The sequence below is a fragment of the Rhodococcus sp. IEGM 1406 genome, assembly GCF_030056745.1.
GTDB classification, from domain to species: Bacteria; Actinomycetota; Actinomycetes; order Mycobacteriales; family Mycobacteriaceae; genus Rhodococcus_F; species Rhodococcus_F erythropolis.
Window position 1 is genome coordinate 1658094 of record NZ_JASHKO010000001.1, and the last position, 26172, is coordinate 1684265.

The 26172-nt window shown below is 63.3% G+C and carries 25 protein-coding genes; 15 read left to right on the forward strand and 10 right to left on the reverse strand.

Annotation, left to right across the window (positions count from 1 at the left end):
* Position 1 precedes the first annotated feature (1 nt).
* A complete protein-coding gene (locus QM596_RS08050) occupies positions 2-976 on the reverse strand; it encodes an ABC transporter substrate-binding protein (RefSeq protein WP_283308606.1) in 975 nt (324 codons plus the stop codon).
* Between the two features lie 71 nt (positions 977-1047).
* On the reverse strand, positions 1048-1686 hold the full coding sequence (locus QM596_RS08055) for a TetR/AcrR family transcriptional regulator (RefSeq protein WP_283308608.1): 639 nt from the start codon (positions 1684-1686) through the stop codon (positions 1048-1050).
* An 84-nt stretch (positions 1687-1770) separates the two neighbouring features.
* On the opposite strand from QM596_RS08055, the gene QM596_RS08060 reads away from it, so the two are divergent.
* From QM596_RS08060 to QM596_RS08090, 7 genes are all read left to right on the forward strand, one after another.
* The gene (locus QM596_RS08060; protein WP_283308610.1) at positions 1771-3153 is read left to right on the forward strand and encodes an MFS transporter; all 1383 of its coding nucleotides are present in this window, start codon (positions 1771-1773) and stop codon (positions 3151-3153) included.
* Between the two features lie 55 nt (positions 3154-3208).
* On the forward strand, positions 3209-4198 hold the full coding sequence (locus QM596_RS08065) for an ABC transporter substrate-binding protein (protein WP_283308612.1): 990 nt from the start codon (positions 3209-3211) through the stop codon (positions 4196-4198).
* Positions 4195-6084, forward strand: coding sequence for an ABC transporter ATP-binding protein (locus QM596_RS08070; RefSeq protein ID WP_283308613.1), 1890 nt, complete (start codon positions 4195-4197; stop codon positions 6082-6084). The genes QM596_RS08065 and QM596_RS08070 overlap by 4 nt, the downstream gene beginning before the upstream one ends.
* Positions 6081-7817 carry an ABC transporter ATP-binding protein gene (locus QM596_RS08075; RefSeq protein WP_283308615.1) on the forward strand — a complete coding sequence of 579 codons (1737 nt, stop codon included), beginning with the start codon at positions 6081-6083 and terminating at the stop codon, positions 7815-7817. The genes QM596_RS08070 and QM596_RS08075 overlap by 4 nt, the downstream gene beginning before the upstream one ends.
* A gap of 21 nt (positions 7818-7838) precedes the next feature.
* The gene (locus tag QM596_RS08080; RefSeq protein ID WP_019744674.1) at positions 7839-8480 is read left to right on the forward strand and encodes a TetR/AcrR family transcriptional regulator; all 642 of its coding nucleotides are present in this window, start codon (positions 7839-7841) and stop codon (positions 8478-8480) included.
* Between the two features lie 97 nt (positions 8481-8577).
* Positions 8578-9078: a nuclear transport factor 2 family protein gene (locus QM596_RS08085; RefSeq protein WP_020970307.1), complete on the forward strand. Its 501-nt coding sequence runs from the start codon at positions 8578-8580 to the stop codon at positions 9076-9078.
* A 25-nt stretch (positions 9079-9103) separates the two neighbouring features.
* Positions 9104-9778 carry a pyridoxine/pyridoxamine 5'-phosphate oxidase gene (locus QM596_RS08090; RefSeq protein ID WP_283308618.1) on the forward strand — a complete coding sequence of 225 codons (675 nt, stop codon included), beginning with the start codon at positions 9104-9106 and terminating at the stop codon, positions 9776-9778.
* A gap of 15 nt (positions 9779-9793) precedes the next feature.
* Here the strand turns inward: QM596_RS08090 and QM596_RS29705 are convergent, their stop codons facing one another.
* On the reverse strand, positions 9794-10102 hold the full coding sequence (locus QM596_RS29705; RefSeq protein WP_283301934.1) for a hypothetical protein: 309 nt from the start codon (positions 10100-10102) through the stop codon (positions 9794-9796).
* A gap of 55 nt (positions 10103-10157) precedes the next feature.
* On the opposite strand from QM596_RS29705, the gene QM596_RS29710 reads away from it, so the two are divergent.
* Positions 10158-10349 carry a hypothetical protein gene (locus QM596_RS29710; RefSeq protein ID WP_306294056.1) on the forward strand — a complete coding sequence of 64 codons (192 nt, stop codon included), beginning with the start codon at positions 10158-10160 and terminating at the stop codon, positions 10347-10349.
* Positions 10350-10441: 92 nt separating this feature from the next.
* Here the strand turns inward: QM596_RS29710 and pnuC are convergent, their stop codons facing one another.
* Both pnuC and QM596_RS08105 read right to left on the reverse strand, forming a co-directional pair.
* Entirely contained in the window at positions 10442-11092 is a 651-nt protein-coding gene (gene pnuC, locus QM596_RS08100; protein WP_283308621.1) for a nicotinamide riboside transporter PnuC, read from the reverse strand.
* Entirely contained in the window at positions 11092-12696 is a 1605-nt protein-coding gene (locus tag QM596_RS08105; protein ID WP_135000451.1) for a peptide chain release factor 3, read from the reverse strand. The genes pnuC and QM596_RS08105 overlap by 1 nt, the downstream gene beginning before the upstream one ends.
* Positions 12697-13049: 353 nt before the next feature.
* On the opposite strand from QM596_RS08105, the gene QM596_RS08110 reads away from it, so the two are divergent.
* The gene (locus tag QM596_RS08110; protein WP_020970304.1) at positions 13050-14684 is read left to right on the forward strand and encodes a fatty acyl-AMP ligase; all 1635 of its coding nucleotides are present in this window, start codon (positions 13050-13052) and stop codon (positions 14682-14684) included.
* A gap of 3 nt (positions 14685-14687) precedes the next feature.
* Here QM596_RS08110 and pth read toward each other — a convergent pair whose 3' ends face one another.
* A complete protein-coding gene (gene pth / locus QM596_RS08115; RefSeq protein ID WP_003946229.1) occupies positions 14688-15260 on the reverse strand; it encodes an aminoacyl-tRNA hydrolase in 573 nt (190 codons plus the stop codon).
* A 105-nt stretch (positions 15261-15365) separates the two neighbouring features.
* Entirely contained in the window at positions 15366-15974 is a 609-nt protein-coding gene (locus tag QM596_RS08120) for a 50S ribosomal protein L25/general stress protein Ctc (protein WP_020908579.1), read from the reverse strand.
* A gap of 290 nt (positions 15975-16264) precedes the next feature.
* Here QM596_RS08120 and QM596_RS08125 point away from each other — a divergent pair, with 290 nt between their 5' ends.
* Entirely contained in the window at positions 16265-17470 is a 1206-nt protein-coding gene (locus QM596_RS08125; RefSeq protein WP_030244335.1) for a GAF domain-containing protein, read from the forward strand.
* Here the strand turns inward: QM596_RS08125 and QM596_RS08130 are convergent.
* Positions 17467-18927 (reverse strand): FAD-dependent oxidoreductase, encoded by a 1461-nt coding sequence (locus QM596_RS08130; protein WP_283308624.1) that lies wholly within the window; start codon positions 18925-18927, stop codon positions 17467-17469. The two genes, QM596_RS08125 and QM596_RS08130, sit on opposite strands and share 4 nt — an antisense overlap.
* A gap of 82 nt (positions 18928-19009) precedes the next feature.
* Positions 19010-20191 carry an aminotransferase class V-fold PLP-dependent enzyme gene (locus tag QM596_RS08135; protein ID WP_283308625.1) on the reverse strand — a complete coding sequence of 394 codons (1182 nt, stop codon included), beginning with the start codon at positions 20189-20191 and terminating at the stop codon, positions 19010-19012.
* Positions 20192-20205: 14 nt separating this feature from the next.
* On the opposite strand from QM596_RS08135, the gene QM596_RS08140 reads away from it, so the two are divergent.
* The 5 genes from QM596_RS08140 to egtD all read left to right on the forward strand — a co-directional run bounded on the left by QM596_RS08140 (position 20206) and on the right by egtD (position 25802).
* A complete protein-coding gene (locus tag QM596_RS08140) occupies positions 20206-21480 on the forward strand; it encodes an APC family permease (protein WP_283308626.1) in 1275 nt (424 codons plus the stop codon).
* Between the two features lie 78 nt (positions 21481-21558).
* Complete coding sequence (gene egtA, locus QM596_RS08145) at positions 21559-22782, forward strand: ergothioneine biosynthesis glutamate--cysteine ligase EgtA (protein ID WP_283308627.1); 1224 nt, start codon at positions 21559-21561, stop codon at positions 22780-22782.
* A complete protein-coding gene (gene egtB, locus QM596_RS08150; protein WP_279163671.1) occupies positions 22779-24086 on the forward strand; it encodes an ergothioneine biosynthesis protein EgtB in 1308 nt (435 codons plus the stop codon). The genes egtA and egtB overlap by 4 nt, the downstream gene beginning before the upstream one ends.
* A 1-nt stretch (position 24087) precedes the next feature.
* Positions 24088-24834 carry an ergothioneine biosynthesis protein EgtC gene (gene egtC, locus QM596_RS08155; protein ID WP_020908572.1) on the forward strand — a complete coding sequence of 249 codons (747 nt, stop codon included), beginning with the start codon at positions 24088-24090 and terminating at the stop codon, positions 24832-24834.
* The gene (gene egtD, locus QM596_RS08160) at positions 24831-25802 is read left to right on the forward strand and encodes an L-histidine N(alpha)-methyltransferase (protein ID WP_070795938.1); all 972 of its coding nucleotides are present in this window, start codon (positions 24831-24833) and stop codon (positions 25800-25802) included. The genes egtC and egtD overlap by 4 nt, the downstream gene beginning before the upstream one ends.
* Before the next feature lie 12 nt (positions 25803-25814).
* On the opposite strand, the gene QM596_RS08165 is transcribed toward egtD, so the two are convergent.
* The gene (locus QM596_RS08165; protein ID WP_283308629.1) at positions 25815-26159 is read right to left on the reverse strand and encodes a DUF4288 domain-containing protein; all 345 of its coding nucleotides are present in this window, start codon (positions 26157-26159) and stop codon (positions 25815-25817) included.
* Positions 26160-26172 lie beyond the last annotated feature (13 nt).

Sequence of the window (26172 nt, forward strand, 5' to 3'; positions counted from 1 at the left end):
TTCAGGCGACGTTGCGGGCCTGGTCGAGTAGTTGTGCAACCTGCTCGAACCAGGCGCCGTAATTGGCGTAGGTGTTGGGACGCTTGTCGTCGAAGTCGATCACCTGGTTCGCGGTCACCGCGGGCAGCTTGACGAACACGGGTGATGCTGCGAATGCTTCTGCCGACTTCGCGAACTGGAACACGATGTCCGCCGGGTAATCCGGGACCTGCTCCCAGCTGAGATCGGCCCAGCCTTTGTCGCCTCCCGGTCCGGTGAACTTCACGCCGAGTTCTTTCAGATAACCGAACTGGGCGAGCGCCGTTGTGCCTGCGTACAACTCGGAGCTGTCACCGTTCAGGGCGAGGACTTCGATGTCGTCGACCTTGGCCGCGGCAGTTCGGATTCGCTCTGCACCGGATTCGAATGCTTCCTTGCCCTCGCGTGCTGCGGCTGTGTCGGTGTTCCCGTCGAGAGCTTCGGCGAGTGCGGCGTATTCGCTCAACACGTCCGGTGTCGGGGCTCCGGAGAACTTGACGCCGACAAACGGTGCAACATTGTTGACGGTGTTGCCCATCGGCTCGTCCCACCAAGTCCATCGCGTCGGGTCGTCACTGTTGCCGTACCCGATGACGAGGTCGGGGTCCAGTGCCGCAAGTGCTTCCGCGCTGAGTTCCCCTTCACGGCCGACGACCGTCATGGTCGACTCGTCGGCATGGTCTGTAACGTCGGGATTGCCGACGCCGTAACCGAAGATGCCGACCGGCCGAATACCGTAGTCCCACAGCGCCGCTGCGGAATACGCGTCGACGACGATCCGCTCCGGGGCGTGATCGAGGGTGATCGTGTTTCCGTATCCCGTTGTGTAACTCCAGGACTGGTCGGCAGATCTGGTCTCGGTAGAAGGTGATGCGTCGCTACTTCCGCAACCGGTGAGTAGGAGTGCGGCGACGGCGGGTAGTGCGGCGAATCCGGCGAACCGGCGGGTGAGTTTCATGAAAACCTTCCGAACATGGCGAACTAAGCTAGGTAAGCCTAACCTGATATTGCGTTCGGGTGTTCTTCGGGTCAGGTGCCCTGCCACATCTGAAGCCATTCGCTCCAGGATGGGGGAGTGATCGATGGTTGAGGTGTTCCGCCACGAAGTCCGTCGAGCATGAAATCGAGATAACGCGTGTGTATTTCGGTGGCTCGATCGCCCTCGATCGGCAGAGTCGGCCGCAGATGCACTGTCATGAGCATGACGTCTGCAGCAGTGAAGCCGGGCGGGACTTCGCGAGCGTCGACGCAGACGTCGACCATGGATTGCAGTGCGGCCTCCAATTCTTCGGCGGCACGAGTGACTTCGGCGTGTTCAGGCAACCTGCCGCCGAGGACCGGAATGAGCGGTCCCACCGATTCGGTGAGATATCGCGAGAAGAACGTCTTCAATACGGCTTCATCGGTTTTCGCGGTGCTCACGCACTCTCGGGCAAGGGTGGCGAGGTGATCGATCGCCCAGACGCGCAGGGATTGCGCCAGTTCCTCCTTGCCTCGGTATCGGCGATAGATGCTGCCGACGCCCACTCCGGCCCGTGCGGCAATCGCCGATACCGGTGCATTCCAACCCTGTTCGGCAAAAATCTCGCGCGCTGCTCGCAGCACGGTGACGTCGTTGTCTGCGGCTTCTCGGGCGCGTCCGGGGAGGCTCGCATTCTCTTTCGCCATTCCCACAGGCTAGCAATGCATGGTTTACTCAATCGGAACGGAGTGTTCCGTTCCGATTCGATTCATGATTGGAGGAAGGTGTCGATGACGACCTTGGCAGAGGCGCCCACGCGATCCGGGAGCCGGGTGATCGCAGCCCTGGCTGGAGCGGTACTCGTCTACTCGCTCATGCAGACCATGCTGGTACCGGCGTTGCCGGTGTTGGGTGAGCATTTCGACACGTCCGTGGCGGTGACCGGGTGGATTCTTACGTCCTATCTGTTGGCGGCCGCGGTGATGGCTCCGATCGTCGGGGCAATGGGTGACCGGTTCGGCGACAAGCGAGTTCTGGTGATCGTTCTGATCATCTTTGCCCTCGCCACATTCGCCGCCGCGGCAGCGCCGAACATCGGGGTGCTGCTGGTCGTTCGGGCCGTCCAGGGAGTGAGTATGGCGAGCTTCCCGCTCGCGATGGCAGTACTGCGGAGAACGGTTGTGGGCCCCGAGTTGTCTTCGGGGATAGGTTGGCTCGCTGGGACTTTGGGAATCGGTGCCGGAAGTGCACTGGTGATCGGCGGTGTCATTCTCGAGTATCTCAGTTGGCAGTGGTTGTTCGTGATCACCGGGATCTTGATCGTGCTCGCATTGGTCGCGGTGGTGGCCGTGGTTCCGGGTTCGCATCGCCGGCCGGGTATGCCGACGGACTGGGCCGGTGCCGGAGCACTCGCGTTCGGGTTGGTGAGCCTGCTCCTGGCGATCACCAAAGCCTCCGACTGGGGAGTTCTGTCGCTCGGATTCTGGGGTCTGGTTGTGATCGCGTTCGTTTCGTTCGCGACACTGATTGCCGTCGATTCCCGCCACGACGCGCCGATTGTCGACATGCGAGTCTTTCGGGACAAACCGATGATGATCACCAGCGCACTCACTCTGGTGTTCGGGTTCGTGCCGTACATCTTCTACCTCTGCCTGCCGCGGATCCTCCAGGCGCCGGACACGTCCACGTACGGAAGCGGATTCACTGTCGTGCAGACCGGGTTGGCGCTCTTGCCTGCCGCTGTACTCGTCTTTCTCGGCGGGCGTTTGACGCCGGCTCTCGCGCGGCGATACGGGCCGCGAGTACCGGCGGTGACAGCGCTGGCACTCATGGCGACGGGCGCGATCGGACTTGCAATCTGGCCGAGTTCGGTGGTTGCGATCGTGCTGTTCTTCTCCCTCGTCGGGTTGGGGAACGGCGTGGGGTTCGCGGTCTGTGCTCTGTTGGTTGCTTCGATCGTGCCGCCATCGGAGATGGCAGCGGCCAGTGGTGTCAACAGCGTGATCAGGACCGTGGGATCGGCGGTGGGTGCGCCGGTAACCACAGCAGTCCTGGCGATCGGTATTTCCGGTGATTCGTTCGGAGCGGCGTTCGTGATGGGCGCAGTCATCAGCGTTGTCGCGTGTCTGCCGGCGTTTGCACTTCCGGTGGCGAGGGCTGCACAAACGGCTTGAGTTATTGTAGGCTCCCCTAATCGAGACAGTGTGTAACTAAAGCAGGGAGAGAAGGATGCGGCAGCAGTGGGGCCTGCGAGCAACGGCACTCGCAGCGACAGCAACGGCCATTGTCGGTTGCTCCTCGGGCGTCGATGACGCCGACGCAGCGGCACACGAGTCCTCTGCCGCGCCTGCGCCACAGAAGTTGCTCGCACTGGACGAGTTCGCAGCACTCAACGCGCTCACGCTCGGGGTCAAGCCCGATACGGTCTTTGCCACCCTGCAATCACAGGCGGCGAAGGAGATCTTGCAGAGCGAGGGCGTAGAGGTCATCGACAAACCGACGTTCTTCGAGTCACCCGACGTCGAACAGATCGCAGCAGTCGATCCTGACAGAATCCTGCTCAGTGACGTCGGGTCGCTGACGTCGATCACGGCTCAGGCCAACGAGATTGCCCCGACGACGGTGCTCGCCTATGCGGCGCCGTGGCGCGAAGTTCTGAATACCGCGGCGACTGCTCTGGGTCGAGAGTCCGAAGCTCGCGAAATCGTGTCGAGGCTCGAGACCAGATTTGCCGAAGTATCCGGAACGGTCGAGGCGCAACCGCAGACGTTGTCCGTGCTGGTGGGATTCTCCGGCGGCATCTACACCGTCATCCCACAGTCGCCGATGTCCTCGATCATCGAGGAAGCCGGTTTCAGGCGTCCACAAGCCGAACTCGACGCGAAGATCGGACCGAACACAGGTGTTGCCACGTCTTCGGTGTCGGGCGAGGAGGTCGGGCAGCACGCGGCGGACGCGATGGTCGTGACCTCGGGAAACATCTACGACGGCGCACTGGTACACGCAAATCCGTTGTTCAACGAGATCCCTGCGGTGCAGGCCGGGCGCACGGCAGACGTCAGCGGCGAACTCTGGTTCGGCAGTTATCCCTTCGCGGTCTACTGGATCCTCGAAGACCTCGAGGCACTTGCCGATCGCACACTCACCGGCGCGGAGCTCCAAGGACGCATCGCATCCGACGCCGACGCAGTTACCCGATGGAAGGCGTTCTCGAAATGACGACGACACAGGCCACGAAAGCAGACATTTCATCTGAAGAGGCCGACGTATCACAAGGAGCGGCGGCCGAAGCCTCGCAAGCCAAAGCTGAAGCGGCGGAGCACAAGAGCGCGCTTCGCGAACTCCTTGCTCCAGTGCGCACGCGGACCACCATCGCGATGGTGATGCAGGTGATCGCCGCGGTCGCCGCCATCGTGCCGTACGTGGCCATCGCCGAACTGGGTAAGACGCTGATCGTGGGCGGTGACGTCGACTCGTCCCGTGTCTGGACGATCGTGTGGGTGGTCGTCTTCGGTCTGGGTATGCGTGCGTTCTTCGGAGGCGGTGCGTTGATCGTGACGCACTTCGCCGATGTGAATCTGCAGGCGGTGCTGCGGCGTCGAATCGCAGCGACTCTCGGTCGACTTCCCCTGGGCTGGTTCACCTCCCACTCGTCCGGAACCGTGCGCAAAGCCGCGCAGAACGACATCTCCGATCTCCATTACCTGGTTGCGCACAGCGCCGTCGAGACCACCGGAGCCATCGCAGTGCCGCTCGTCGGACTCGGCTACGTGATCTCGATCGACTGGCGTCTGGGATTGGTCGCGATTGCCACGCTCCCGATCTACATGATCGCCTACGCGACGATGACCAAGGACATGGCCGTCAAGATGAGCCGGATGAATGAGGGCATCGCGGCCATCAGCAACACCATCGTCGAGTTCGTCACCGGTATCGCAGTGGTCAAGACCTTCGGTCAGGACAAGCAGTCACACTCCCGGTACCGCGACGCCGCCAAGGCATTTGCACTCTCGTACGAGGGCTGGGTTCGCCCGATGCTCCGGACCGAGGCGCTGGCCTCGATTGCATTGAGCGCACCGGTAGTGCTGGTGGTCAACCTTGGCCTCGGCTCGTGGTTCGTCCACTCCGGATGGGTGTCACCCATCGATGTGCTGACCAGTTCTCTTGTCGCGATGGTGATTCCGGTGTCGGTGACGACCATCGGTTTCGGTATGCAGGCTCGCCGAGAGGCAGCCGCCGCTGCGGCGCGACTGATTGCGCTGTTCTCGACCGAGGCGCTGCCGGAAACCGATCATCCGAAAAGTCCCGTGGGGAACGAAGTTCGATTCTCCGGAGTTTCTTTCGCCTACGACGACGGCGCCGACGTTCTGACCGACATCGATCTGACACTGCCGGAGGGCACGGTGACGGCGTTGGTCGGACCTTCGGGTTCGGGTAAGTCGACGCTGGCAACGCTGGTTCCGAGGTTCCACGACGTGCGTGCCGGATCCGTGGCCATCGGTGGTGCCGACGTCAGGGACGTGGCGACCGACGAGCTGTACCGCCACGTCGGATTCGTTCTGCAGGACGTGCAGCTGGTCGAAGCGACCGTGCTCGACAACATTCGGCTTGCCCGACCGCAGGCGACTTTGGCCGAGGTGAAGGCCGCTGCCGCAGCCGCGCAGATCGACACCCGAATCGAAGCGCTCCCGAGAGGCTACGACTCCGTAGTCGGGGTCGACGCCAGATTCTCGGGTGGTGAAGCCCAAAGAGTCTCCATAGCGCGTGCGATTCTCGCGGACACTCTTGTTCTCGTGCTCGACGAAGCAACCGCTTTCGCCGATCCGGAGTCCGAAGCCGATATCCAGGAGGCGTTGTCGCGCTTGACGGTCGGCCGCACCGTGCTGGTGATCGCGCACCGATTGGCTTCGATCGTGAGTGCCGATCAGATCGTGGTCCTCGACGCCGGACGGATCGTGGAGAAGGGCACGCACGATCAGCTTGTGGCGAGTGGTTCAACCTATGCCCGGATGTGGGCGAGTCACAGTCGGGCCGACTCGATTGAACACAGTCGGGCCGACAGCATCGCTGGTACGTCTGACGCAGCAGGAAAGGCCAACTCATGATTCGCGACCTCTTCCGGATACTCGGCCCGCAGAATCAGGGCCGCTATCGCGAGTTCCTGGTGTGGGCAGTGTTGTACGGCGTGATGCAAGGTTTGGCAGTGGCGCTACTGGTCCCGGCGGTGCAGGCACTGTTCGATCAGGACTGGGGCAGTTTCCTTCGGTGGCTCGCAGCTATGGCCGTGTGCGCTGGGATCAGTTCGATTGCGCATTACCTGCAGGCGATGAAGGGATTCGAGTCGGCCCTCACGCTGCTGAGGACTATGCATCTGCGCCTGGGAGATCATCTCGTCACTCTGCCCCTCGGCTGGTTCGGCGCCGGCCGACTCGGCCAGGTTTCGCAGGTTGCCAGCAAGGGCACCATCTCGGTGATGGGGGCGGCTGCGCACCTCATGACACCGATCATCTCCGGAATTGCCAGCCCGGCAACCATTGTCGTGTGCATGCTGTTCTTCGACTGGCGGCTCGGGCTGGCACTGATGGTCAGCGTTCCGATTCTGTTCGCGGCAGCAAGATTTGCCTCGACGATGACTGCCAAGGCCGACGATCGGGCACATGCCGCAGCCGTCGAATCGAACAATCGAGTGCTCGAATACGCTCGTTGCCAACCGGTCCTGCGTGCTTTCGGACGCACACACGGGGTGTACGAACCGCTCGACGACGCGATCGAAGCGCAACACACTGCGGGTCGTTCACAACTGTGGTTCGTGGTGATCGGGTCCGTGGTCAACGGGATCGCCCTGCAATTCGTCTTCTCTGCCGTGATCATCCTGGGTGCATTCCTCGCGCTCGGCGGCGACATCGACCCTGTCACGTTGATCGCGCTACTCGGCCTGACCGCACGGTTCATCCAACCGCTGGGTGAGATCGGCGAGTTCGGCGGTGCAATCAGAATGGCACGCAACGAAATCCGTCGGATGTCCGAGATCCTCGAAGTGGAACCATTGGTAGAACCCGATACCAGCGGGCAGCCGACGGGGGAGACGGCCGTGCAGTTCGACGCCGTCGACTTCGGCTACGCGGACGGTGGGCAGGTGCTGCGGGACATCTCCTTCGAGGTGCCGCGGAAGTCGCTGACGGCGTTGGTCGGTCCGTCAGGGTCTGGCAAAACCACCGTCACCCGGCTGATCTCGCGCTTCTACGACGTCGACTCGGGGGTGGTGCGTGTCGGCGGCGTCGATGTGCGGGACCTCACGAGTGCCGATCTGATGTCGCAACTGTCCTTGGTTTTCCAGGACGTGTACCTCTTCGACGACACGTTGATCGCGAACATCCGCCTCGGTCGCCTCGAAGCCACGGACGATGACGTCTTCGACGTGGCTCGGATCGCGGGCGTCGCGGAAATCGTCGAGCGACTTCCGCGGGGTTGGGACACCCGCGTCGGTGAGGGTGGGACGGCACTGTCCGGTGGAGAGCGGCAGCGGGTCTCCATCGCGCGCGCACTCCTCAAACGCGCACCTATCGTTCTGCTCGACGAGGCGACGGCCGCGCTCGATCCCGAGAACGAGGCCCATGTACAGCGTGCGATGCAGGAACTCGCCAGTGAAAGCACACTGCTCGTGATCGCGCACAAGCTGTCGACCGTCGTGGCCGCAGACCAGATCATCGTGCTCGGTGACGACGGATCGATCGTCGAAGTGGGAACCCACGAAGTTCTGCTCGCAGCCGGTGGGAACTACGCCGCGTTCTGGAACCAGCGCCACCGTGCGTCGGGATGGCGGTTGGTAGCGGGCTGAGCAGGTGGCAGGCTGAGCAGAATGCAAACCGGAAAGAAGACGGGGCGGCCGCCGACGTTGTCGACAGTGGACATCGTCGAGGCCGCCCTGGCTGGTGATCTGAGTGAATTGACCATGCCGAGTGTGGCAAAACGTCTGGGCGTCAGCCATTCTGCACTTTATCGCTACTTCGCGGACCGTGAAGCGCTGCTGCGGGCTTGCGCGGATCACGTTGTGCGTCAGACTGTATGGCCGGACACGGATCGTCCGTGGCGTGAGTTTCTGACGGATTTGTGCGACGTTCTGTGGTCCTCGTTCGAGCGCTACCCAGGTCTAGCCCAGGTCGGTCTCGCAGTTCCGGGCACGCCACCGGCGATAATCGAGATCGTGGAGAAACTGGTCGGTTCGTTGACTGCGCAGGGCTTCACACCACATGACGCGGTCCTGGCGGTGGACTTCATCTCCGAGGTGACCATGACGCAGTTCGCAATGATGGCGGCAATGGACAAGACCGTGAGCTCCGCGGATTCGCGTTCTGCGCGCCAGGCGTATCAGGAGAGTTGGAATGCGTCGGAGTCATTGGTCGAGGGGATCGGCGACGAATCGACGTGGCACGGGCGAGGCTGGTTGGACGAGAAGATCACGATCATGCTCGACGGCCTGGAAAAGCGTGTTATCGGCTGACATTTCTACTAGCTTTGAGAGTAATGCCCGTTTCGGCGTGATACAGGCTAATGTGCACACATAGGACGGGTGGTTGCTGCACCGGGAGGCGGGGATCATGGATCTCGAAGCGATTGTTCTCATCCAAAGACTCAAGTACCGATACGCACGCGCCTTGGACACCAAATCGTGGGTCGAATTTGCCGACACTCTGACCGTCGACGCCACCGCGATCTACGGAGAACAACTCAGTTTCGATTCCCGAGATTCGTTCGTCTCCTTCCTCGAGAACACCCTCGGATCACACGTCATCACTGAACATCAGTGCGGGCAACCCGAGATCGACGTCGACGGAGACACCGCAACCGGGATCTGGTGCCTCGCGGACACTGTGGTGATCCCCGAAGACGGCATGCTTCTTCGCGGATCGGCCTTCTATCACGACAGATACACCCGCTGCAGCGACGGTGAATGGCGAATCTCCCACACGAGCTACGAGCGGACCTGGGAATCGGTGGTGGCGCTCGCCGACATGCCGAGTTTCCGATTGACGTCCAACAAGTGGGCACTGCTGCAGCAACCCTCGTTCGGCGACTCGGTAGTTCGCAACGTCTCCTGAGGCCGTCCGCGATTAGAGTCGGCTCATGGTTGATGCAGATTTTTCGCTGCCTGACGTACGGACGTGGATTCGCGGTATCCCCGCACTGACCGGAACTCCGCCGCCCGAGCCTGAACATTTTCCGGAAAAGCCGGGAGAGCTGTTCCTCGACTGGCTCCGTGCGGCCGTGGCCTTCGGCGTCGTCGAGCCACACGTGTGTGCGCTCGCGACCGTCGACAGTGACGGTATGCCCGATTCCCGCTTCCTCATCCTCAAGGACGTGACCGAGGGCGGGTTCTGGTTTTCTGGTTCAGCTGCTTCGCCGAAAGGCATTGAGCTGAAAGAAAATCCGCGAGCGTCGCTCGCCTTCTACTGGCGTGAGACGGGCCAGCAGGTCCGGATTCGCGGGTTGGTTCGCGAGGGCGACGACGCACTTCGAAGCCGAGACTTCGTCGAACGCTCCGTCACTGCGAGAGCGGTGGCGACGGCAAGTAAGCAGAGCGAGGTGCTCGAAGACTTAGGGGCGTACGACACATCGGTGGCCGCTGCGGAAGCAAGAATCAGTGACGACCCGGGGTTCGTGTCGAAGGACTGGCGTGCGTGGTGCCTCGAGCCGGAGTCTGTCGAGTTCTGGCAGGCAGACTCCGGGCGTCGGCATCAGCGATGGTTGTACCGGCGCGGCTCGGACCGAGCATGGACACGAGCAGTGCTGTGGCCCTGAACAGCTGGGTCGAGCTCAGCTGGCGCTGATCTCCGGCGATACGAGGTTGACGACGATCGACTGTCCACCGAGCTTGGCGTGGATTTCTGGATGTTCGAACCCCGAGGACAACAGGTAGCTGCCGAGCATCGTGAGCAACTCGTCCAGATCCATCGTGGGATCGGAGGAATGCGTGCTCGAGGGTGAGGCCTGATTCGCGATGAGTTCGGTGTGGGTGAGTCGACCGGCCACTCGAACGGCGGCTACGCCCATCGCGTCGCGCCGTACGACGGTGCGACTCCGAGTCTCGAGTGTCCTCGATGATTCGCGTGTTGAAGCTGGCACTGAAAGGTCCTCTCCGCTGCTGTGTGCGGCCGTGGTTCGGGTAGGAAGCGGAAACGTGAATGCATCCGATTGCTTGGGTGCGGTCGACAGAAAATCCGCTGTGGCGGTGGCACTGCTGGAACCGTTGCTCGTGGAAAGGTTGCTCGCAGAACCGTTACCCGTGGGAAGGTTGCTCGCAGAACCATTACTCGCGGAACTACTGGCTCTCGATCCGTTGCCGGAACCGTTGGGGCCCGTTATTCCGTGAGAATTCTTGTCTTCCATTGTTCGCTCCTGATGCCCGTAAACAGACCGCTGGTTTGCTTAATCGACGCAAACATACCAGGAGTCCGTTTACTGTTACACCCCTTGTGGAGTTCGGCGTTGAATGCGCAGCCACATCGCGAAGCCCCACAGAACGAAGAATGCATAGACCAGATAGAGGATCGCCGACGGGTAGTACCCGGCCCGGAATAGAAGGGGAACGCCGACAGCGTCGACGCCGATCCAGATGAGCCAGAACTCGGTCCAGCCGCGTGCCATCCCGTACGTCGCGAGGATCGAGCCGGTGAAGATCCAGGCCTCCGCCCACGCTCCGTACGAGCCGAGAAGGTCGAATATCCAGGCGAAAGCGATTGTGCCGCTTGCCATGACGGCGATCATGGCGACTCGCTCGCGAGTTGTCGCCCAGTGGGGCAGGACTGCGCGACCGGAGTCACGTGCCCCACGTCGCCACTGGGTCCACCCGTAGGCGCTGACGGTGATGAACAACAACTGACGGCCGGCCTGGCCGTAGAGATTGAGCTCTTGCGGCGTGTGGAAAAGTGCGCCCATGAAGACCGTGAACAACAAGGCATTTCCGGCTATACCGACAGGCCACGCCCATACCGAGCGTCGCGCGCCCGCGATCGCGGAGCCTATCCCGAACGCGTTTCCGATGATCTCTCGCCAGAGAATCGTGGCGCTGCCGATGTGCAGTTCAGCGTCGAACAGCGCCTCGATCAGGCTCATCAGTCCGCAGCAGCGACGAGGGGTTCGAGCGTCAGATCCGGGAGTTCCTTCTGGATGTACTGCAGGCGCCACTTGTCACTGACAAGGGCGAGCAGGACACCGTCGGATCGGGTGAAGACCTCCACACCGCGCTGACGGTTCAGTTCGACCTCGGACGCGGCGTCGGTACGGCGGGCCAATGCGTAGCCGAGTGGTTCCATCTTGGCCTCGACGTTGAACTCGGCCTTCATGCGCGCTGCGACGACCTCGAACTGCATCGGGCCGACAGCAGCCATGACGGGGGAGGCGTCGCCGCGGATGTCGTTGCGGAGAATCTGGACGACGCCCTCGGAATCGAGTTGATCGACTGCACGGCGGAACTGCTTGTACTTGCCGGCGCTTTCGGCGCGCAGGATCGAGAAGTGTTCCGGCGCGAACGACGGGATCGGCGGGAACTCCACCTTCTTCTCGGTGTACAGCGTGTGGCCGGGTGCGAGTGCGGTGGCGTTGACGAGGCCGACGACGTCGCCGGGGAACGCGGATTCGACGGTGGAACGTTCACGGCCGAATACCGTCTGCGCGTACTTGGTCGTGAAGGGCTTGCCGGTTTGAGCGTGTGTGACAACCATGCCGCGCTCGAACACGCCGGAGACGATGCGCATGAACGCCAGACGGTCACGGTGCGCGGTGTCCATACCGGCCTGCACCTTGAAGACGACCGCACTGAACGGATCGGTGACCTCGCGCGGCTTGCCGCTGAGGTCTTCGCGGCCCCGCGGCGGCGGCGCCAATTCGACGAGAGTGTCGAGGATCTGGCGGACACCGAAGTTGAGCATCGCGGACGCGAAGATCACCGGGGACGTCTGACCGGCGAGGAACATCTCCTGATCGTGGTCCTGGCCGGTAGCGGAGAGCAGTTCACTCTCCTCGGCCGCGGTCTCCCACTCGGAGCCTTCCTTGGCGAGCGCCGCGTCGGCGTCCATGACCTCTTCGGGGGCGATCTTCGCGCCGCCTGCGGTACGGGTGAAGCGGACGTACTCGCGAGCCTCACCGTCTTCGCCGCGCCGCAACAGTCCTCGGAAGTCGCCGGCGATGCCGACGGGCCAGTACAGGGGAGTGGGCGTGAGGCCGATGCGTTCGCTGATCTCGTCGAGCAGTTCGAGAGGAGTCTGGCCGGGGCGGTCCCACTTGTTGATGACCGTGATGACCGGAATGCCGCGGTGACGGCACACCTGGAACAACTTGAGCGTCTGCGGTTCGAGGCCCTTGGCAGCGTCGATGAGCATGACGGCTGCGTCGACGGCGGTCAGGACGCGGTACGTGTCCTCGGAGAAGTCGGAGTGACCGGGGGTGTCGACGAGGTTGATGACGTTGATCTGCTCGTCCGGGGTCTCGGACGAGTGGTAGTTGAACTGCAGTGCGGTGGAACTGACGGAAATGCCGCGGGCCTTCTCCATCTCCATCCAGTCAGAGACCGTCGACTTGCGGCCGGCCTTGCCGTGGACGGCACCTGCCTCGGAGATCTTCTTCGCGTGCAGTGCCAGCGCTTCGGTGAGTGTCGACTTACCGGCGTCAGGATGCGAGATGACGGCGAAGGTGCGGCGACGCTCCGCCTCGGCGGACAAGCCCTTGGTCGTCGTCGTGACCGCGACCGACCCGCTCTCGGTTGAATCGGGGCCTTCGGTGTCGGACTGGACAGTCGAGTCGGAAGGGACGGTCGAGTCGGACGGGGTAGTCAACGAAGAACCTCTCGAAGTGGGCGTCGGTGCCGGCGACGTGCCGGTGCGCGGACAGGTGGAGAGTGCGGCAGCACAACAGAGAAAGGATACTCGCAGACCACGAGGCAGTAGCCACTGCGGCGTAACACTCGGCGAACGATCGCTGATTATCAATGTATGTGTGTGTTCGAACACACAGCCATTTGTGTCCTGCGAAGAGTTGCACTGAATCGAAGAGTGACACTGACCGAGGAGTTGCGTTGAGCAAGTTCACCGAAGAGATGTACGCGACCGCCGCAGTCACCGACCGCGGCCTGGTGACGGGAGAGCCCGACAACGCTTTCCGTCAGACCTGGGGCGACATCCACCAGGAAGCTCGGCGCATGGCCGGTGGCCTGGCCGAGGTCGGCATCGATCGCGGCGTCGCGATCGGCATTCTCGCCGGACAGCCCGTCGACATCGCGCCTGCCTGCCAGGCGACGTGGATGCGCGGTGCGTCGGTGACGATGCTGCATCAGCCGACCCCCCGAACGGATCTGGGCATCTGGGCTCAGGACACCGAGACGGTGATCGACATGATCTCCGCAAAAGCCGTCATTCTGGGTGCACCATTCGACGCGGCCAAGCCGCTCCTCGAAGAGCGTGGCATCACCGTCGTGACGGTGGACGAGCTTCGTGGCGGAACCTCGATCGATCCCGTGGAGACGGCCGAATCGGATATCGCACTCCAACAGTTGACGTCAGGTTCCACCGGTTCGCCCAAGGCCGTGCAGATCACGCACGAGAACTTCTACACAAATGCGTACGCGATGATCAACCGCATCAAGTTCTCCATCGAGGACGACGTGATGGTGAGCTGGCTTCCGCTCTTCCACGACATGGGCATGGTCGGCTTCCTCACGGTTCCGATGCAGGTGGGCGCCGAGGTCATCAGCATCACGCCGATGGATTTCCTGCGCACCCCGGTGCTGTGGGCGGAACTCATGGGCAAGTACGGCGGAACTGTCACCGCCGCACCGAACTTCGCGTATTCGCTCTTGGCTCGTCGACTCGCACAGGCAGAAGACGGGGCAGTCGACCTGTCCAGCGTCCGATACATGTGGAACGGCGCCGAACCGGTGGATCCCGACACGATGGATGCCCTCGCCGAGGCCGGTGCGCGTTTCGGTTTGAACCCGACCGCGCTCGCTCCCGTGTACGGAATGGCGGAAACCACGCTCGCCGTGTCGATTCCGGATCCCGATCAAGGTCAGGTCCTCGACTACGTCGATCCCGACTTCCTCGAGTCGATGTCTCGGGCGGTGCCGTCCAATCGCCCCAACGCTCGTGCCCTCGCCACACTCGGAAAGATGGTGCCTGACCTCGAGGGACGCATCGTCGACCGCGACGGCCAGGTGCTTCCGGCCCGCGGCGTCGGAATCATCGAGGTTCGCGGCAAGGCAGTGACCCCTGGTTACGTCACGGTGGAAGGTCACAAGCCGGCGCAGGACTCCGACGGTTGGCTCGATACCGGTGACGTCGGGTACTTCACCGAAGAAGGACTGGTCGTGGTGTGCGGGCGAGTCAAGGACGTCATCATCATGGGCGGCCGGAACGTGTACCCCACAGACATCGAACGGGCGGCCGGAAGCGTTGCCGGTGTGCGCCCGGGAAATGCCGTCGCAATCCGTCTCGATGCCGGCCAGAAGCGTGAGAGCTTTGCGGTCGCCGTCGAGACCAACGCTTTCGAAGATCCGGAAGAGGTCAAGCGCATCGAGCGCGAAGTGGTCCACGCCGTGGTTGCCGACGTCGGTGTCCGGCCTCGCGCCGTTGCGGTTCTGGGCCCCGGCAGTATTCCGAAGACGTCGTCGGGAAAGCTCCGCCGCGCCAATTCGGCTGCCCTGCTGGGTAACTGACTGTCAGTGCAAGCGGTTCTGTGCGGCTTCGAGCCCGAGTTCGAGCAGTAGCTCGACTGCATCCGCAGCTTCTTCGCACACGAGATCGAGTTCTTTTCGCTCCGTGGACGAGAACGGCTTGAGAACGTAGTCCGCCGGGTCCATGCGGCCCGGCGGGCGACCGATCCCGACGCGCGTGCGCAGGTAGTCCTTGGTGGTCAACGAACTCGAAATGGACCGCAGACCGTTGTGTCCGCCTTCGCCGCCGCCGAGTTTGAGTCTGATGGTCCCGAAATCGAGATCCAGTTCGTCGTGGACGACGATGATGTTCGCGGCATCGACCGAGAAGAATCGCGCGAGACCGGCGACCGCGCCACCCGAGAGATTCATGTACGAGCGTGGTTTTCCGAGAATCACGCGTCGTCCGGCGAGGCGACCTTCGACGATTTCGGCGCCACTCTTCTTGTGTACGTTGAACTTTCCGCCCATGCGCCCGGCAAGGGTGCCGGCGACCATGAAGCCGACGTTGTGCCGGGTCTTCTCGTACTGCGGGCCGGGATTACCCAGGCCGATGACGAGGGCGGTATCTGTGCTCAACGGACGCTACTTTCTGGCTTGTTTTTCCTGCTACGCACGAACGGCGCGTCACTCCGAATCGGAATGACGCGCCGCGCGCAGTGAGTTCTGTTGGAACCGAGAGGATCAGGCCTCTTCTGCAGCCTCGTCGGCGGCGGGAGCTTCTGCGCCCTCTTCGAGGTCAGCCTCGGTCGGTGCAGCAACGACGTTGACGATCAGGGTGTCGGCGTCAGCCTGCAGGACGGAGCCGGCGGGCAGTTCGAGCTGGCTTGCCAGGATCTGGGTGCCGATTTCGAGGCCCTCGACCGAGACCTCGATCTGCTCGGGGATGTGGAGGGCGTCTGCCTCGATGGAGATGGTCGATGCATCCTGCGCGACCATGGTGCCTGCAGCAGCGTCACCGACGACTACGACGTGAACGTCGATGGTGACCTTCTCGCCCTTCTTGATGACGAGGAGGTCAGCGTGCTCGATGTAGCTGCGGATGGGGTGCACGACGACCGACTTGGTCAGTGCAACCTGCTCCGTGCCCTCGATGTCGAGGGTGAGGATGGCGTTGGTGCCCTGTGCGCGGAGGATGCGAGCGAAGTCGCGAGCCGGCACGTTGAGGTGGCGGGGATCTTCGCCGTGGCCGTACAGAACCGTGGGGACCTGGCCGTCGCGACGTGCGCGGCGAGCTGCGCCCTTGCCGAATTCGGTGCGGACGACGGCGACGAGGTTGTTTTCTTCAGACATGATGAAACGGCTCCTACAACTCACGGGGTTCGTGCTCGGTTTACTGACGTGTGGTTTTGCCTGCGGCAAGGCGGACAGGCGCGCACACGGCCAGGAGCGAAACGCTCGAGCTGAGCCGTAGCCGCGTCGATCACGGTAAACCTGCAACGTGTGGAACTGCTGCGATTCACCCTCGCCGAGACAACTTTGGATACGTTACCGGAGTTTGCTCCCCGCCGCTAATCGCAGGTGGTGGGGACCTGGCCGCGTGGACGTGGTTCGCGTCACATCGAAAGCGGTAGCCTGACGGAGTGACCACCGTGGGGAGCGCTCCCGAAGGCAGTCGGCTCGGTGCCGTCGTGCCGGGTACCGACCTGTCGCAACATGCGCGCCTACTGAGCCGGGTGCACGACGCAGTTCTCTCGGGGCAGGAACCACCGGCGCAGCCGCGGACCGTCGTGGCGCGGTCGTGGTCGCGGGTGGCTGCGGGTGGGCTCGCGCCCGATCATTGCGGCGCGTCCGCTGTCGCCGATTTCTCCGAGTTGGAGTCGAGGCGTTCGCGTACCGCGCTGCGCAGCGTTCTGCCCGAACTGAGAACCACGCTCACCGAGGTCGCCGAGGACGCGGGCTTCATCGTGGTCGTTGCCGACGCCGACGGTGTCCTGCTCTGGCGCGAAGGGGCGAAGACCGTCAAACGTGCGGCGGACGCACTCGGGTTCGCCGAAGGCGCGCGCTGGTCGGAGCAGTCGGTGGGTACCAACGCGATCGGTACCGCGCTGATCGAAGATTCTGCGGTGCAACTCTTCTCGGCCGAGCACTATGCGCCGACGCATCACAATTGGTCATGTACCGGCTCACCTGTGCACGACCCCCGGACAGGCGAGATCCTGGGTGTGGTGGACATCAGCGGGTCAGCAGCCTCGGTGCATCCCACCACTGTCGCGCTGGTTCGCACCGCGGTTCGCCTCGCGGAGGCGACGCTGTGGCGCGAGCATGCAGCTCAGCTCGATCGCCTGCGCTCGCGGGCGGCGCCATTGTTCGCGGCGGGCACGGGTCCGGCATTGGTGGTCGACGAGTTCGGCTGGGTGGCCGGCGCCAGCGGGATTGCCGCACCTGACCGCGTGGCGGCACCCAGTGCGGGCAAGCCCGTCGTCGTGCCAGGTCTTGGGATGTGTCTGCCTGAGCCGCTCGGTGACGGCTGGCTGTTGCGCACCGGCGTCGGCGGGCCGGTGATCGAGCTCGAGCTGTCCCTCGGTGCATCGCCGCAGGTGACGGTGCGTGGTGATGCAAACTGGACGCGCGCGCTTTCGCCGCGTCACGCTCAGATCTTGCGTGCGCTGGCAGCTGTGGGATCGGCTGGCGTGGATGCCGCAGGCCTGAGCGAAGTGCTCTTCGGTGATCGCGAGCATGTGGTGGCAGTGCGCGCCGAGGTGTCCAGATTGAGGAAACACCTCGGCGCGGTTCTGCAGACTCAGCCGTACCGCTTTGCCGACGGCGTGCGGGTTGTGGTGACCTAGCGCGCTGCGCTGATTCCGGCACGACGTCCGAAGAAGCTGCCGTCGCCGAGACTGGTTCCGCTGGCGTAACCACCTGCGCAGACACCGGACGTGCAGCGCCCCGCTGCGAACAGTCCGGGGATCGGCGCACCCGAGACGTGCAGAACCTCGGAATCGACGGTTGTCTTCAATCCTCCCAGCGTGAATCCGCCTGTGCGGCCACGTAGATCGATTGCCGCGAACGGGCCGACGATCGGCTTGACCCACTCGGACTTCTTGCCGAGCACCGGGTCGGACCCTTCAGCCGCGTGACGGTTGTAGAGGTCGACGGTCGATTGCAGCGATCCGGCGGGAAGCCCCATCTCGGCTTCGAGTTCCTCGACGGTTTCCGCCACCCAGGTCGGCTGCGCCCGCAACTGCGCACTGGACGATTCGGCATTCATGCCTTCCTCGTACGCAGCTTCGTCGATCACGAGGAATGCCTGGTTGTCCTGCTGGAACAGTGTTGCCTGTCCGATGCGGCCCGGGTAGGTGTCTTCGGGGATGTATCGCTGACCACGGCCGTTGACAAGAATCCCGCGCACCATCAACTGTGGGTCGCAGAAGAACGCGACCTCGGTGGCGTCCATGTGTGCGGTGTCGGCGCCCAGGGCCTGACCGATCTGGATTGCGCGGCCGTCGTGCGCTTCGATGGAGGCCGCCGGGTGGCCGAAAATACGCGGTGCGTTCGAGCGCACCATCTCGTTGTTGTACGCGAAACTGCCCATCGCAAGCACGACGCCTTTGCGGGCACGAATCGCGACGTCCTTGCCGTAGCGCTTGGCGACAACTCCCACGACCCGATCGCCGTCGACCACCAAAGTCTGGACACGCAGATCGTATTCTGCACGGACGCCGAGCTTTTCGGCCGTCTCGACGAGTGGCTTCATCAGCATGTAGCCGCCGCCCTGCTCGCCGGTCTTCTTCTCGCTCATCTGCGGGACGTGTCCGCGGGGCGCGGGATCGACGAGCGCGTTGAACGGTGCGGCGTTTTCGCCGCCTGAGTACATGAGGCCGTCGTCGTACGGCGGTTCCCAGCCGGGCTGACCCCAGAACGATTCCTTGAACGGGACGCCGGCGTCGACGAGCCAGTTGTAGTGATCGACGCTGCCCTCGCAGTACGCGTCGATCTTCGTGTCGTCGGTTCCGGGGCCGAGCGCTGCCTTCATGAACGTCTTCATGTTCTCGACCGAGTCCTCGAACCCGCACGCCTTCTGCAACGGCGTTCCACCGCCCAGGTAGATGAATCCACCAGCCAGTGACGCGGCTCCGCCCCAACCGCCCGTCCGCTCCAGGACGAGCACCTCGGCGCCCGCACGCGCTGCTTCGATCGCAGCGGTGACGCCGGCGATGCCGTATCCCGCGACGACGACGTCGGCCTCGTAGTCCCAGGTGGTGATGTCTGCAGCGGAGATCGGTCTGACGGTCGAGTCGGCCATGCGAAGCGTCCTTTCGGAAGACGAAACTACTGATCGCCACACAGTTGCAGTTTCGACTTCCGCGGATCAGGTGTGGTCCCGGTCAACGGGAGGTTTGTAATCTCCTGACCGCGCTAAGGAATGCGTCCAGGTCCGCTTCGTTGACGAAGTAGTGCGGCGATGCGCGAACCACGGCGTCGAGCCCGCGTGCATCCATGTCGAGGAGCGTGGACCCGCGACCGCTGACGGTGACGGTGATGTTCTGTGCTGCAAGCTGATCCCGCACGAGGTGCTCGGAAATACCTTCGACGGTGAAGGAAACGATGCCGCTCAGCTGGGTCCCTCGATCGTGGACGTCGACTCCGGGAATCGATGCCAGCCCTTGCCGCAGCGCGACTGCTCTGGATTCGATCTGTGCCCACACCGTGTCGGTGCCGATCGAGAGCAGATAATCGGCGGCGACGCCAAGACCCAGGCGCGCAGCGACACTCGTCTCCCAGAGTTCGAATCGTGTTGCGTCCGGTGCGGGGACGAAGCTGTTCTCGCTCGTCCATTCCGCTCCGTGCAGGTCCATCGCAGCGGGTTCGAGCGCGTCGACGAGTCCGGGGCGGACGTACAGGAATCCGGTTCCGCGTGGCCCGCGGAGCCACTTGCGGCCGGTGGCGCTGAGGGCGTCGATGCCGAGTTCGGTGACGTCGATGGGCAACTGGCCGAAGGACTGGCACGCGTCGAGCAGAACGAGAGAGCCATGGGCTCTGGCCAATTCGACGACCTCGCGGACGGGGTTGATCAGGCCGCCGTTGGTGGGGACGTGGACGACGGAGACGAGGCGAACCCGATCGTCGAGCATGTTCTCGAGTGCATCGAGGTCGATGCGTCCGTACTGATCGCTCGGGATGATCTCGACGTGGGCGCCGGTCGAACGCGCCCGCCCCAGCGCGGCGATGGCGTTGCTCGCGTATTCGACTCCGCTGATGAGGATTCGATCACCAGGTCCGAGCGAAACCGAGGCGAAGAAGTCGTTCCACGCGCGGGTCGCGCTGTCCGTCAACGCGATATCGGTTGCCTGAGCGCCGATGACCCGGGCCAGCGAATGCGGAACAGCAGCCAGGGCGCCGCTCTGACGAGCAGCTGCGACGTATCCGCCGACGTCGGCTTCACGTCGCAGGTGCTCGATCATCGTGGTCAGCACCGGCTCGGGTGGGAGCGAGGATCCCGCGCTGTCGAGGAACACCTTGTCGAGGCATCCGGGAGTGTCGCGGCGGATCGTGTCGAGATCGAACATGGCACCTTCCGTTCATGTCGGTGTGGTTCAAACTACCTGTGAACGAAGCTGTCCCGATGGAGCGAAGGCTGGGCACGGTCGATGCCGTAGTGATCGGCCTCGGCGCGATGATCGGCGCCGGAGTCTTCGTGGTGTTCGCGCCCGCTGCCGCGGTGGCCGGTACCGGGTTGCTTGTGGGCCTGGCGATTGCAGCGTTCATCGCATTCTGCAACGCGACGTCGTCGGCGCAGCTTGCGGCCAGATACCCCATGTCGGGTGGGACCTACGTCTACGGACGTGAGCAGCTCGGACCCTGGTGGGGGTTTGCCGCAGGCTGGTCGTTCGTGATCGGGAAGACCGCGAGTTGCGCGGCAATGGCCCTGACTTTCGCGACGTATGTTGCGCCTACCGCCTGGCGTGTTCCCGTCGCGGTATTGGTGGTGGCGGCGATGGTTGCAGTCAACTACCGCGGAGTGACGCGGACGGCGCACATGGCCAGGGTGATCGTCGCTGTGTCGGCGACAGCACTGTGCGTAGCGCTGCTGGTTGCCGTCGTCGGTCCTGGTGCAGTGCGCGAGCTCCCGGATCTCGCGTTCGGGTCGTGGTACGGAATCCTGCAATCGGCGGGGCTGCTGTTCTTCGCCTTCGCCGGCTACGCCAGGATCGCAACGCTGGGGGAGGAAGTGCGCGATCCGCGCCGCACGATTCCGCGGGCGATCCTGATTGCTCTCACCGTCGCCGTCATCCTGTATGCACTGGTAGCGGTGGTGCTGTTGGTGACGATGGGGCCTGATCGGCTGGCGAACTCGGCACGGCCCTTGGCCGATGCAGTGGGCGCGACCGGGTGGAACTGGGCGGTTCCCGTAGTGGTGATCGGTGCCGCGGCGGCATCGGCGGGGGCGCTGCTGGCTCTGATCGCGGGGGTGAGCCGTACGGCGATGGCGATGGCACGCGAGCGTGATCTGCCGGTTGCCCTCTCAGCAGTCCACCCACGGTTCGAGGTACCTCACCATGCGGAACTTGTGGTCGGTGCTGTCGTGATCGTTTTGGTGTCGACAACCGATCTTCGTGGGGTGATCGGCTTTTCGTCGTTCGGAGTGCTGCTCTACTACCTCGTCGCGAACGTGAGTGCGTACAGCCAGCGCGGGGTGGACCGGATGTATCCGAAGTGGCTGCAAGCGGTCGGCGCGGCTGGTTGTGTCGTTCTGGTGGTCACACTTCCGTGGATCGCGGTTGTTTCCGGGGTAGGTGTTGTTCTGGCCGGTTGTGGGTACCGGTGGATACGACTGAAGAAATTCAACGACACGTAACACCACAAAGGGTGCATCTCGGACGTTGGCGTTCTATCGTCGGTAGCGACCGCGAAGACCGCCCGAAGGGGAAGTCGAATGGTGACAGCAGCGTTGACAGCAGCACAGACCACGCAGGTGGATTCGCGTCCTGCGGCCGAGGCCTACGTCGGTGGTGTGTGCTTCAAACAGGGGCCACCCCGCTTGGTAGGAGCTGAGCTCGAGTGGCTGACCAGCCACGTTCCCGGTGGAGAGAGGCCGTCAGCCGCGACTCTGGCAAGGGCACTCGGGCGACATGCACCCACCAGTATCGACCCGGATTCACCGGCGGCACCGCTTTCGCGTGGCAGCCTCGTCACCGTAGAACCTGGCGGACAAATAGAACTCTCCTCAGCGCCGCGCACGTCCGCTCGCGAACTGTGTGACTGCCTCGACGACGACCGTCGTACTCTCGAAACACTCCTCGCGCCGTACTCCATCGAAATCAGTTCGGCGGCGGCCGACGTCGCCCGCCCACCTTCCCGGATTCTCCGGCTGCCGCGTTATTGCGCAATGGAATCCCGCTTCGCCGGGATAGGACCGTACGGCACCTTGATGATGTGCAATACCGCGGCAGTACAGATCAGTGTCGATGCCGGCGGCAGCCCGGAGTCCATCGCCCAGCGTTGGCGGCTCCTCGGGGACATGGGCCCGGCTCTCATCGCAGCGTTTGCGTGTTCTCCACGCTTGCAAGGGGTTCCGAAGGGAGATTGGGCGTCCCAACGCATGCGGACGTGGCTCGAACTCGATTCCTGGCGAACGGTCGCAGTCCCGGAAGTGCAGGACTACGCCGGCTGGGCGCTCGATGTTCCGCTGATGTGTGTGCGAAACGAGGGTGACGATTGGACGGCTCCGCGGGGTGCCACTTTCGGAGACTGGATAGACGGCGCTGTGGATGCCGAGATCGGACGCCGACCCGTCTGGGCAGACTTGGACTATCACCTGTCCACGCTGTTCCCGCCGGTTCGCGCCGTCGGGCATCTGGAGGTTCGCTACATCGATGCGCAGCCGGGAGATCTGTGGCGAGTACCGGTAGCAGCGATCGACGCGTTGCTGTCCGGGCCTGCCGTGATGAGGGAGGCCAGTGATGCTGCAGCATCTACGGCCGGGCGGTGGCGAGACGCGGCGGAGTACGGATTGGACGATGTCGAACTGCGTTCGGCTGCAACCTCTCTGATGTCGCTCGCCGCGTCGTACGCGCCAGAGCCGCAGTTCGTTCGTCTTCTCGATGCCGCAGCCGAACGGTGTTGTCGCGCAATCGTGCCCGGTGAGAGCGACACATGACGGGGGAGATCACCAAGGAAGCGGTCGAGGCCGTACTTCTGCGAGCGCGTGAGCGGTCGACGCTGCTCACCGACTGCGTCGACGATACCGAATTGATCGCTCAGCATTCCCCGTTGATGAGTCCACTCGTGTGGGACCTGGCGCACATCGGTAATCAAGAGGAACTCTGGTTGGTGCGTGATGTCGGTGGTCGCGATCCGGTGCGTAGCGACATAGACGAGCTGTACGACGCTTTCAAGCATTTGAGATCGTCGAGACCTACACTTCCCCTGCTCAACCCGGCCGAGGCGCGCGAATACGTACGTACGGTCCGTGGGAAGGTCTGGGATGTGCTCGAAGCCAGCACGTTCGGTCGTACAGAACTCGACGTGGACGGTTTTGCCTTCGGGATGATCGCGCAGCACGAGCAGCAACACGCCGAGACCATGCTCGCGACCCACCAATTGCGTTCGGGGCCCACGGCACTCGTTGCGACTCCCGCTCCGCAAGCGGCCCGCATGCCGGAACTCGACGAGGTCACCATCGCGGCCGGCCCCTTCGTCATGGGGACCGACGACGAACCGTGGGCACTCGACAACGAGCGCACTGCGCATCAGGTCTATGTCACCGACTTCGCGATCGACAGATTCCCGGTCACCAACGGGCAGTTCGTCGAATTCATCGAGGACGGCGGGTATTCCCGACCGGAACTGTGGTCTCGCGACGGTTGGCGGCATCGCGTCGACGCGAAACTTCGTGCACCCCTGTTCTGGGAACACGACAATTCGGGTTGGTGGCACGAGACTTTCGGCGTCGAGGCTCCGGTTCCGCCGGACAAGCCGGTCGTGCATGTGAGCTACTACGAGGCCGAGGCCTACGCCAGCTGGGCAGGCAAACGGCTTCCCACCGAGGCGGAATGGGAAAAGGCCGCGCGCTGGGATTCGGAATCCGGAAGATCACGACGGTTCCCCTGGGGGGACGTCTCCGCAGACGAGAATCTCGCCAATCTCGGTCAACGCCATCTCGGCCCCGCCGGCGTCGGCTCTTACCCAGCAGGGGCGTCAGCAGCGGGTGTCGAGCAGTTGATCGGCGACGTATGGGAGTGGACGTCTTCGGGTTTCCATCCGTATCCGGGTTTCCGGGCTTTCCCGTATCGGGAGTACTCGGAGGTATTCTTCGGCGGCGACTACAAGGTGTTGCGAGGGGGATCGTTCGGGACCGACAGCGTTGCCTGTCGTGGGACGTTCCGTAACTGGGACCATCCGATCAGGCGCCAGATCTTCTCGGGTTTTCGTTGCGCCAGAACGATTTCGGGTAGACCCTGACATGTGTCGGCACCTCGGGTATCTCGGGCCGCCACGTTCGGTTCGTGAACTCATCCACGACGGCGAGAACTCACTGATGCGACAGTCGTGGGCACCTCGCGAGATGCGCGGCGGCGGGACCATCAATGCCGACGGATTCGGTGCGGTGTGGTGGAACGGTGGAAGACAGGGACGGTACCGCAGTATCTCGCCGATCTGGTCGGACCCGACCGTCGACGAGACGTTGTCCCACATCGGTTCCGGAGCCGTCCTCGCCGCCGTGCGTTCCGCGACGGAGGGGATGGCCGTCGAGATCGGTGCCTGCGCACCGTTCGTCGACGGAACCTACGCTTTCAGTCACAACGGAGCGGTATCCGGTTGGCCTGGATCACTTGCCGACTTGGCGGCAGAAGTTCCGGCCGTCGAACTGCTGAAGATGCCCGCCCCGACGGATGCTGCCTTGTTGTGGACAGTGCTTCGGCATCGGTTGAAGTCGAAGCCCGCGGAGGTCGCCGTGACGAGCCTCGTTCACGATGTGGCTGCGGCGGCGCCGGATTCACGATTGAACCTCCTGTTCGGTGACGGGCAGGAACTGTGGGCCACGGCGTGGGGCCACACGTTGTACACGCGGGTCGACGAGTCGCGGGCCCTGATCGTTTCCGAACCGTTCGATCGATCCCCGGACTGGGAGCAGGTGCCGGACCGGCACATCGTCTGCGCGCGTCCCGGCCATGTGATCATCACCCCGATCCCGATGGGAGAAAAATGAAAACCCCTACGCTCGAGGTTTATCTGACACCGGCCGAATCGGTCGACGCACTGCGAGCCGAGGCCAGGGAAGGGCTCAGCGCAACGCCGAAGTGGCTCTCGCCCAAATGGTTCTACGACGCGCGTGGAAGTGAACTGTTCGAGGAGATCACGGCCTTACCCGAGTATTACCCCACCCGTACCGAACGCGGCCTGCTCACGCAGTACGCCGACGAGATCGCGGCGTTGACCGAACCCGAGATCCTGATCGAACTGGGTTCAGGTTCCTCGGAGAAGACGCGGTTACTCCTCGACTCGATGACGGCTCGCGGAACTCTGCGAACGTATGTACCGCAGGATGTTTCGGTGACGGCCCTCGAAGGCGCGGCGCAGCAAGTCGGTGCCGAGTTTCCCGGAATCGACGTGCTCGGAGTGGTCAGCGACTTCACCGGTTCGCTGCATCATTTGCCCGGTGGTGGACGGCGCGCGGTCGCTTTTCTCGGCGGAACTCTCGGTAATCTCGTTCCCGCAGAACGAGCCGAGTTCCTCTCGGGGATCGCAGCGGTGCTCGCTCCGGGGGAGAACCTGATCCTGGGGGTGGGATTGGTGATCGATCCGGCGGTTCTCGTGCCCGCCTACGACGACGCTGCCGGCGTGACTGCCCAGTTCAACCTCAACGTTCTCGCGGTCCTGAACAAGCAACTGGGAGCGAACTTTCCCTTGGAAGACTTCCGTCACGTCGCGCTCTGGGATGCCGAGAACCAGTGGATCGAAATGCGGTTGGAAGCACTTCGTGAACTCTCGGTGCATATCGACGACCTGGATCTGGAGATCACCTTCGCGGCGGGCGAGCAGCTGCGCACCGAGATCTCGGCGAAGTTCACCGAGGACGGGATTGCCGCGGAGCTCGCGTCCGCGGGCTTCGGGGTACGGAAGGTGTGGACAGATCAGGATCAGCGCTTCGCGTTGTTGTGCGCGCAGCGGGCGTGAAGCGAGCGCTTGTCAGAGGATGCTGTCTCCTCCTAGAAGTGTCTCAAAAGTTCTGTAGGCGGCAATATTTGAGAAGTGTCGAGAGTAGAGATCGGCGGTGCCAGTATGGACAGCGTCGGACACCGGCGCAAGATCCACGAGATGCGCGAGTTTTACATAGGACTGGTCATCGCTCGCGCCGAGCGGATACTCCTGCTCGCCGGCCTTGCGCTCGAATTTTGACTGCGCCTCAGCGGGGTCGCCAGCCCAGATGAGATAACAGTCCTCTCGGTAGAAGCACCCGACCCCGCCATTCTTCCCCAACTCGAATATCGCTATGCCGAAGTACGGTTGATCTCGTGTCGGATGCTGAGTCATGCGATTGAACGTA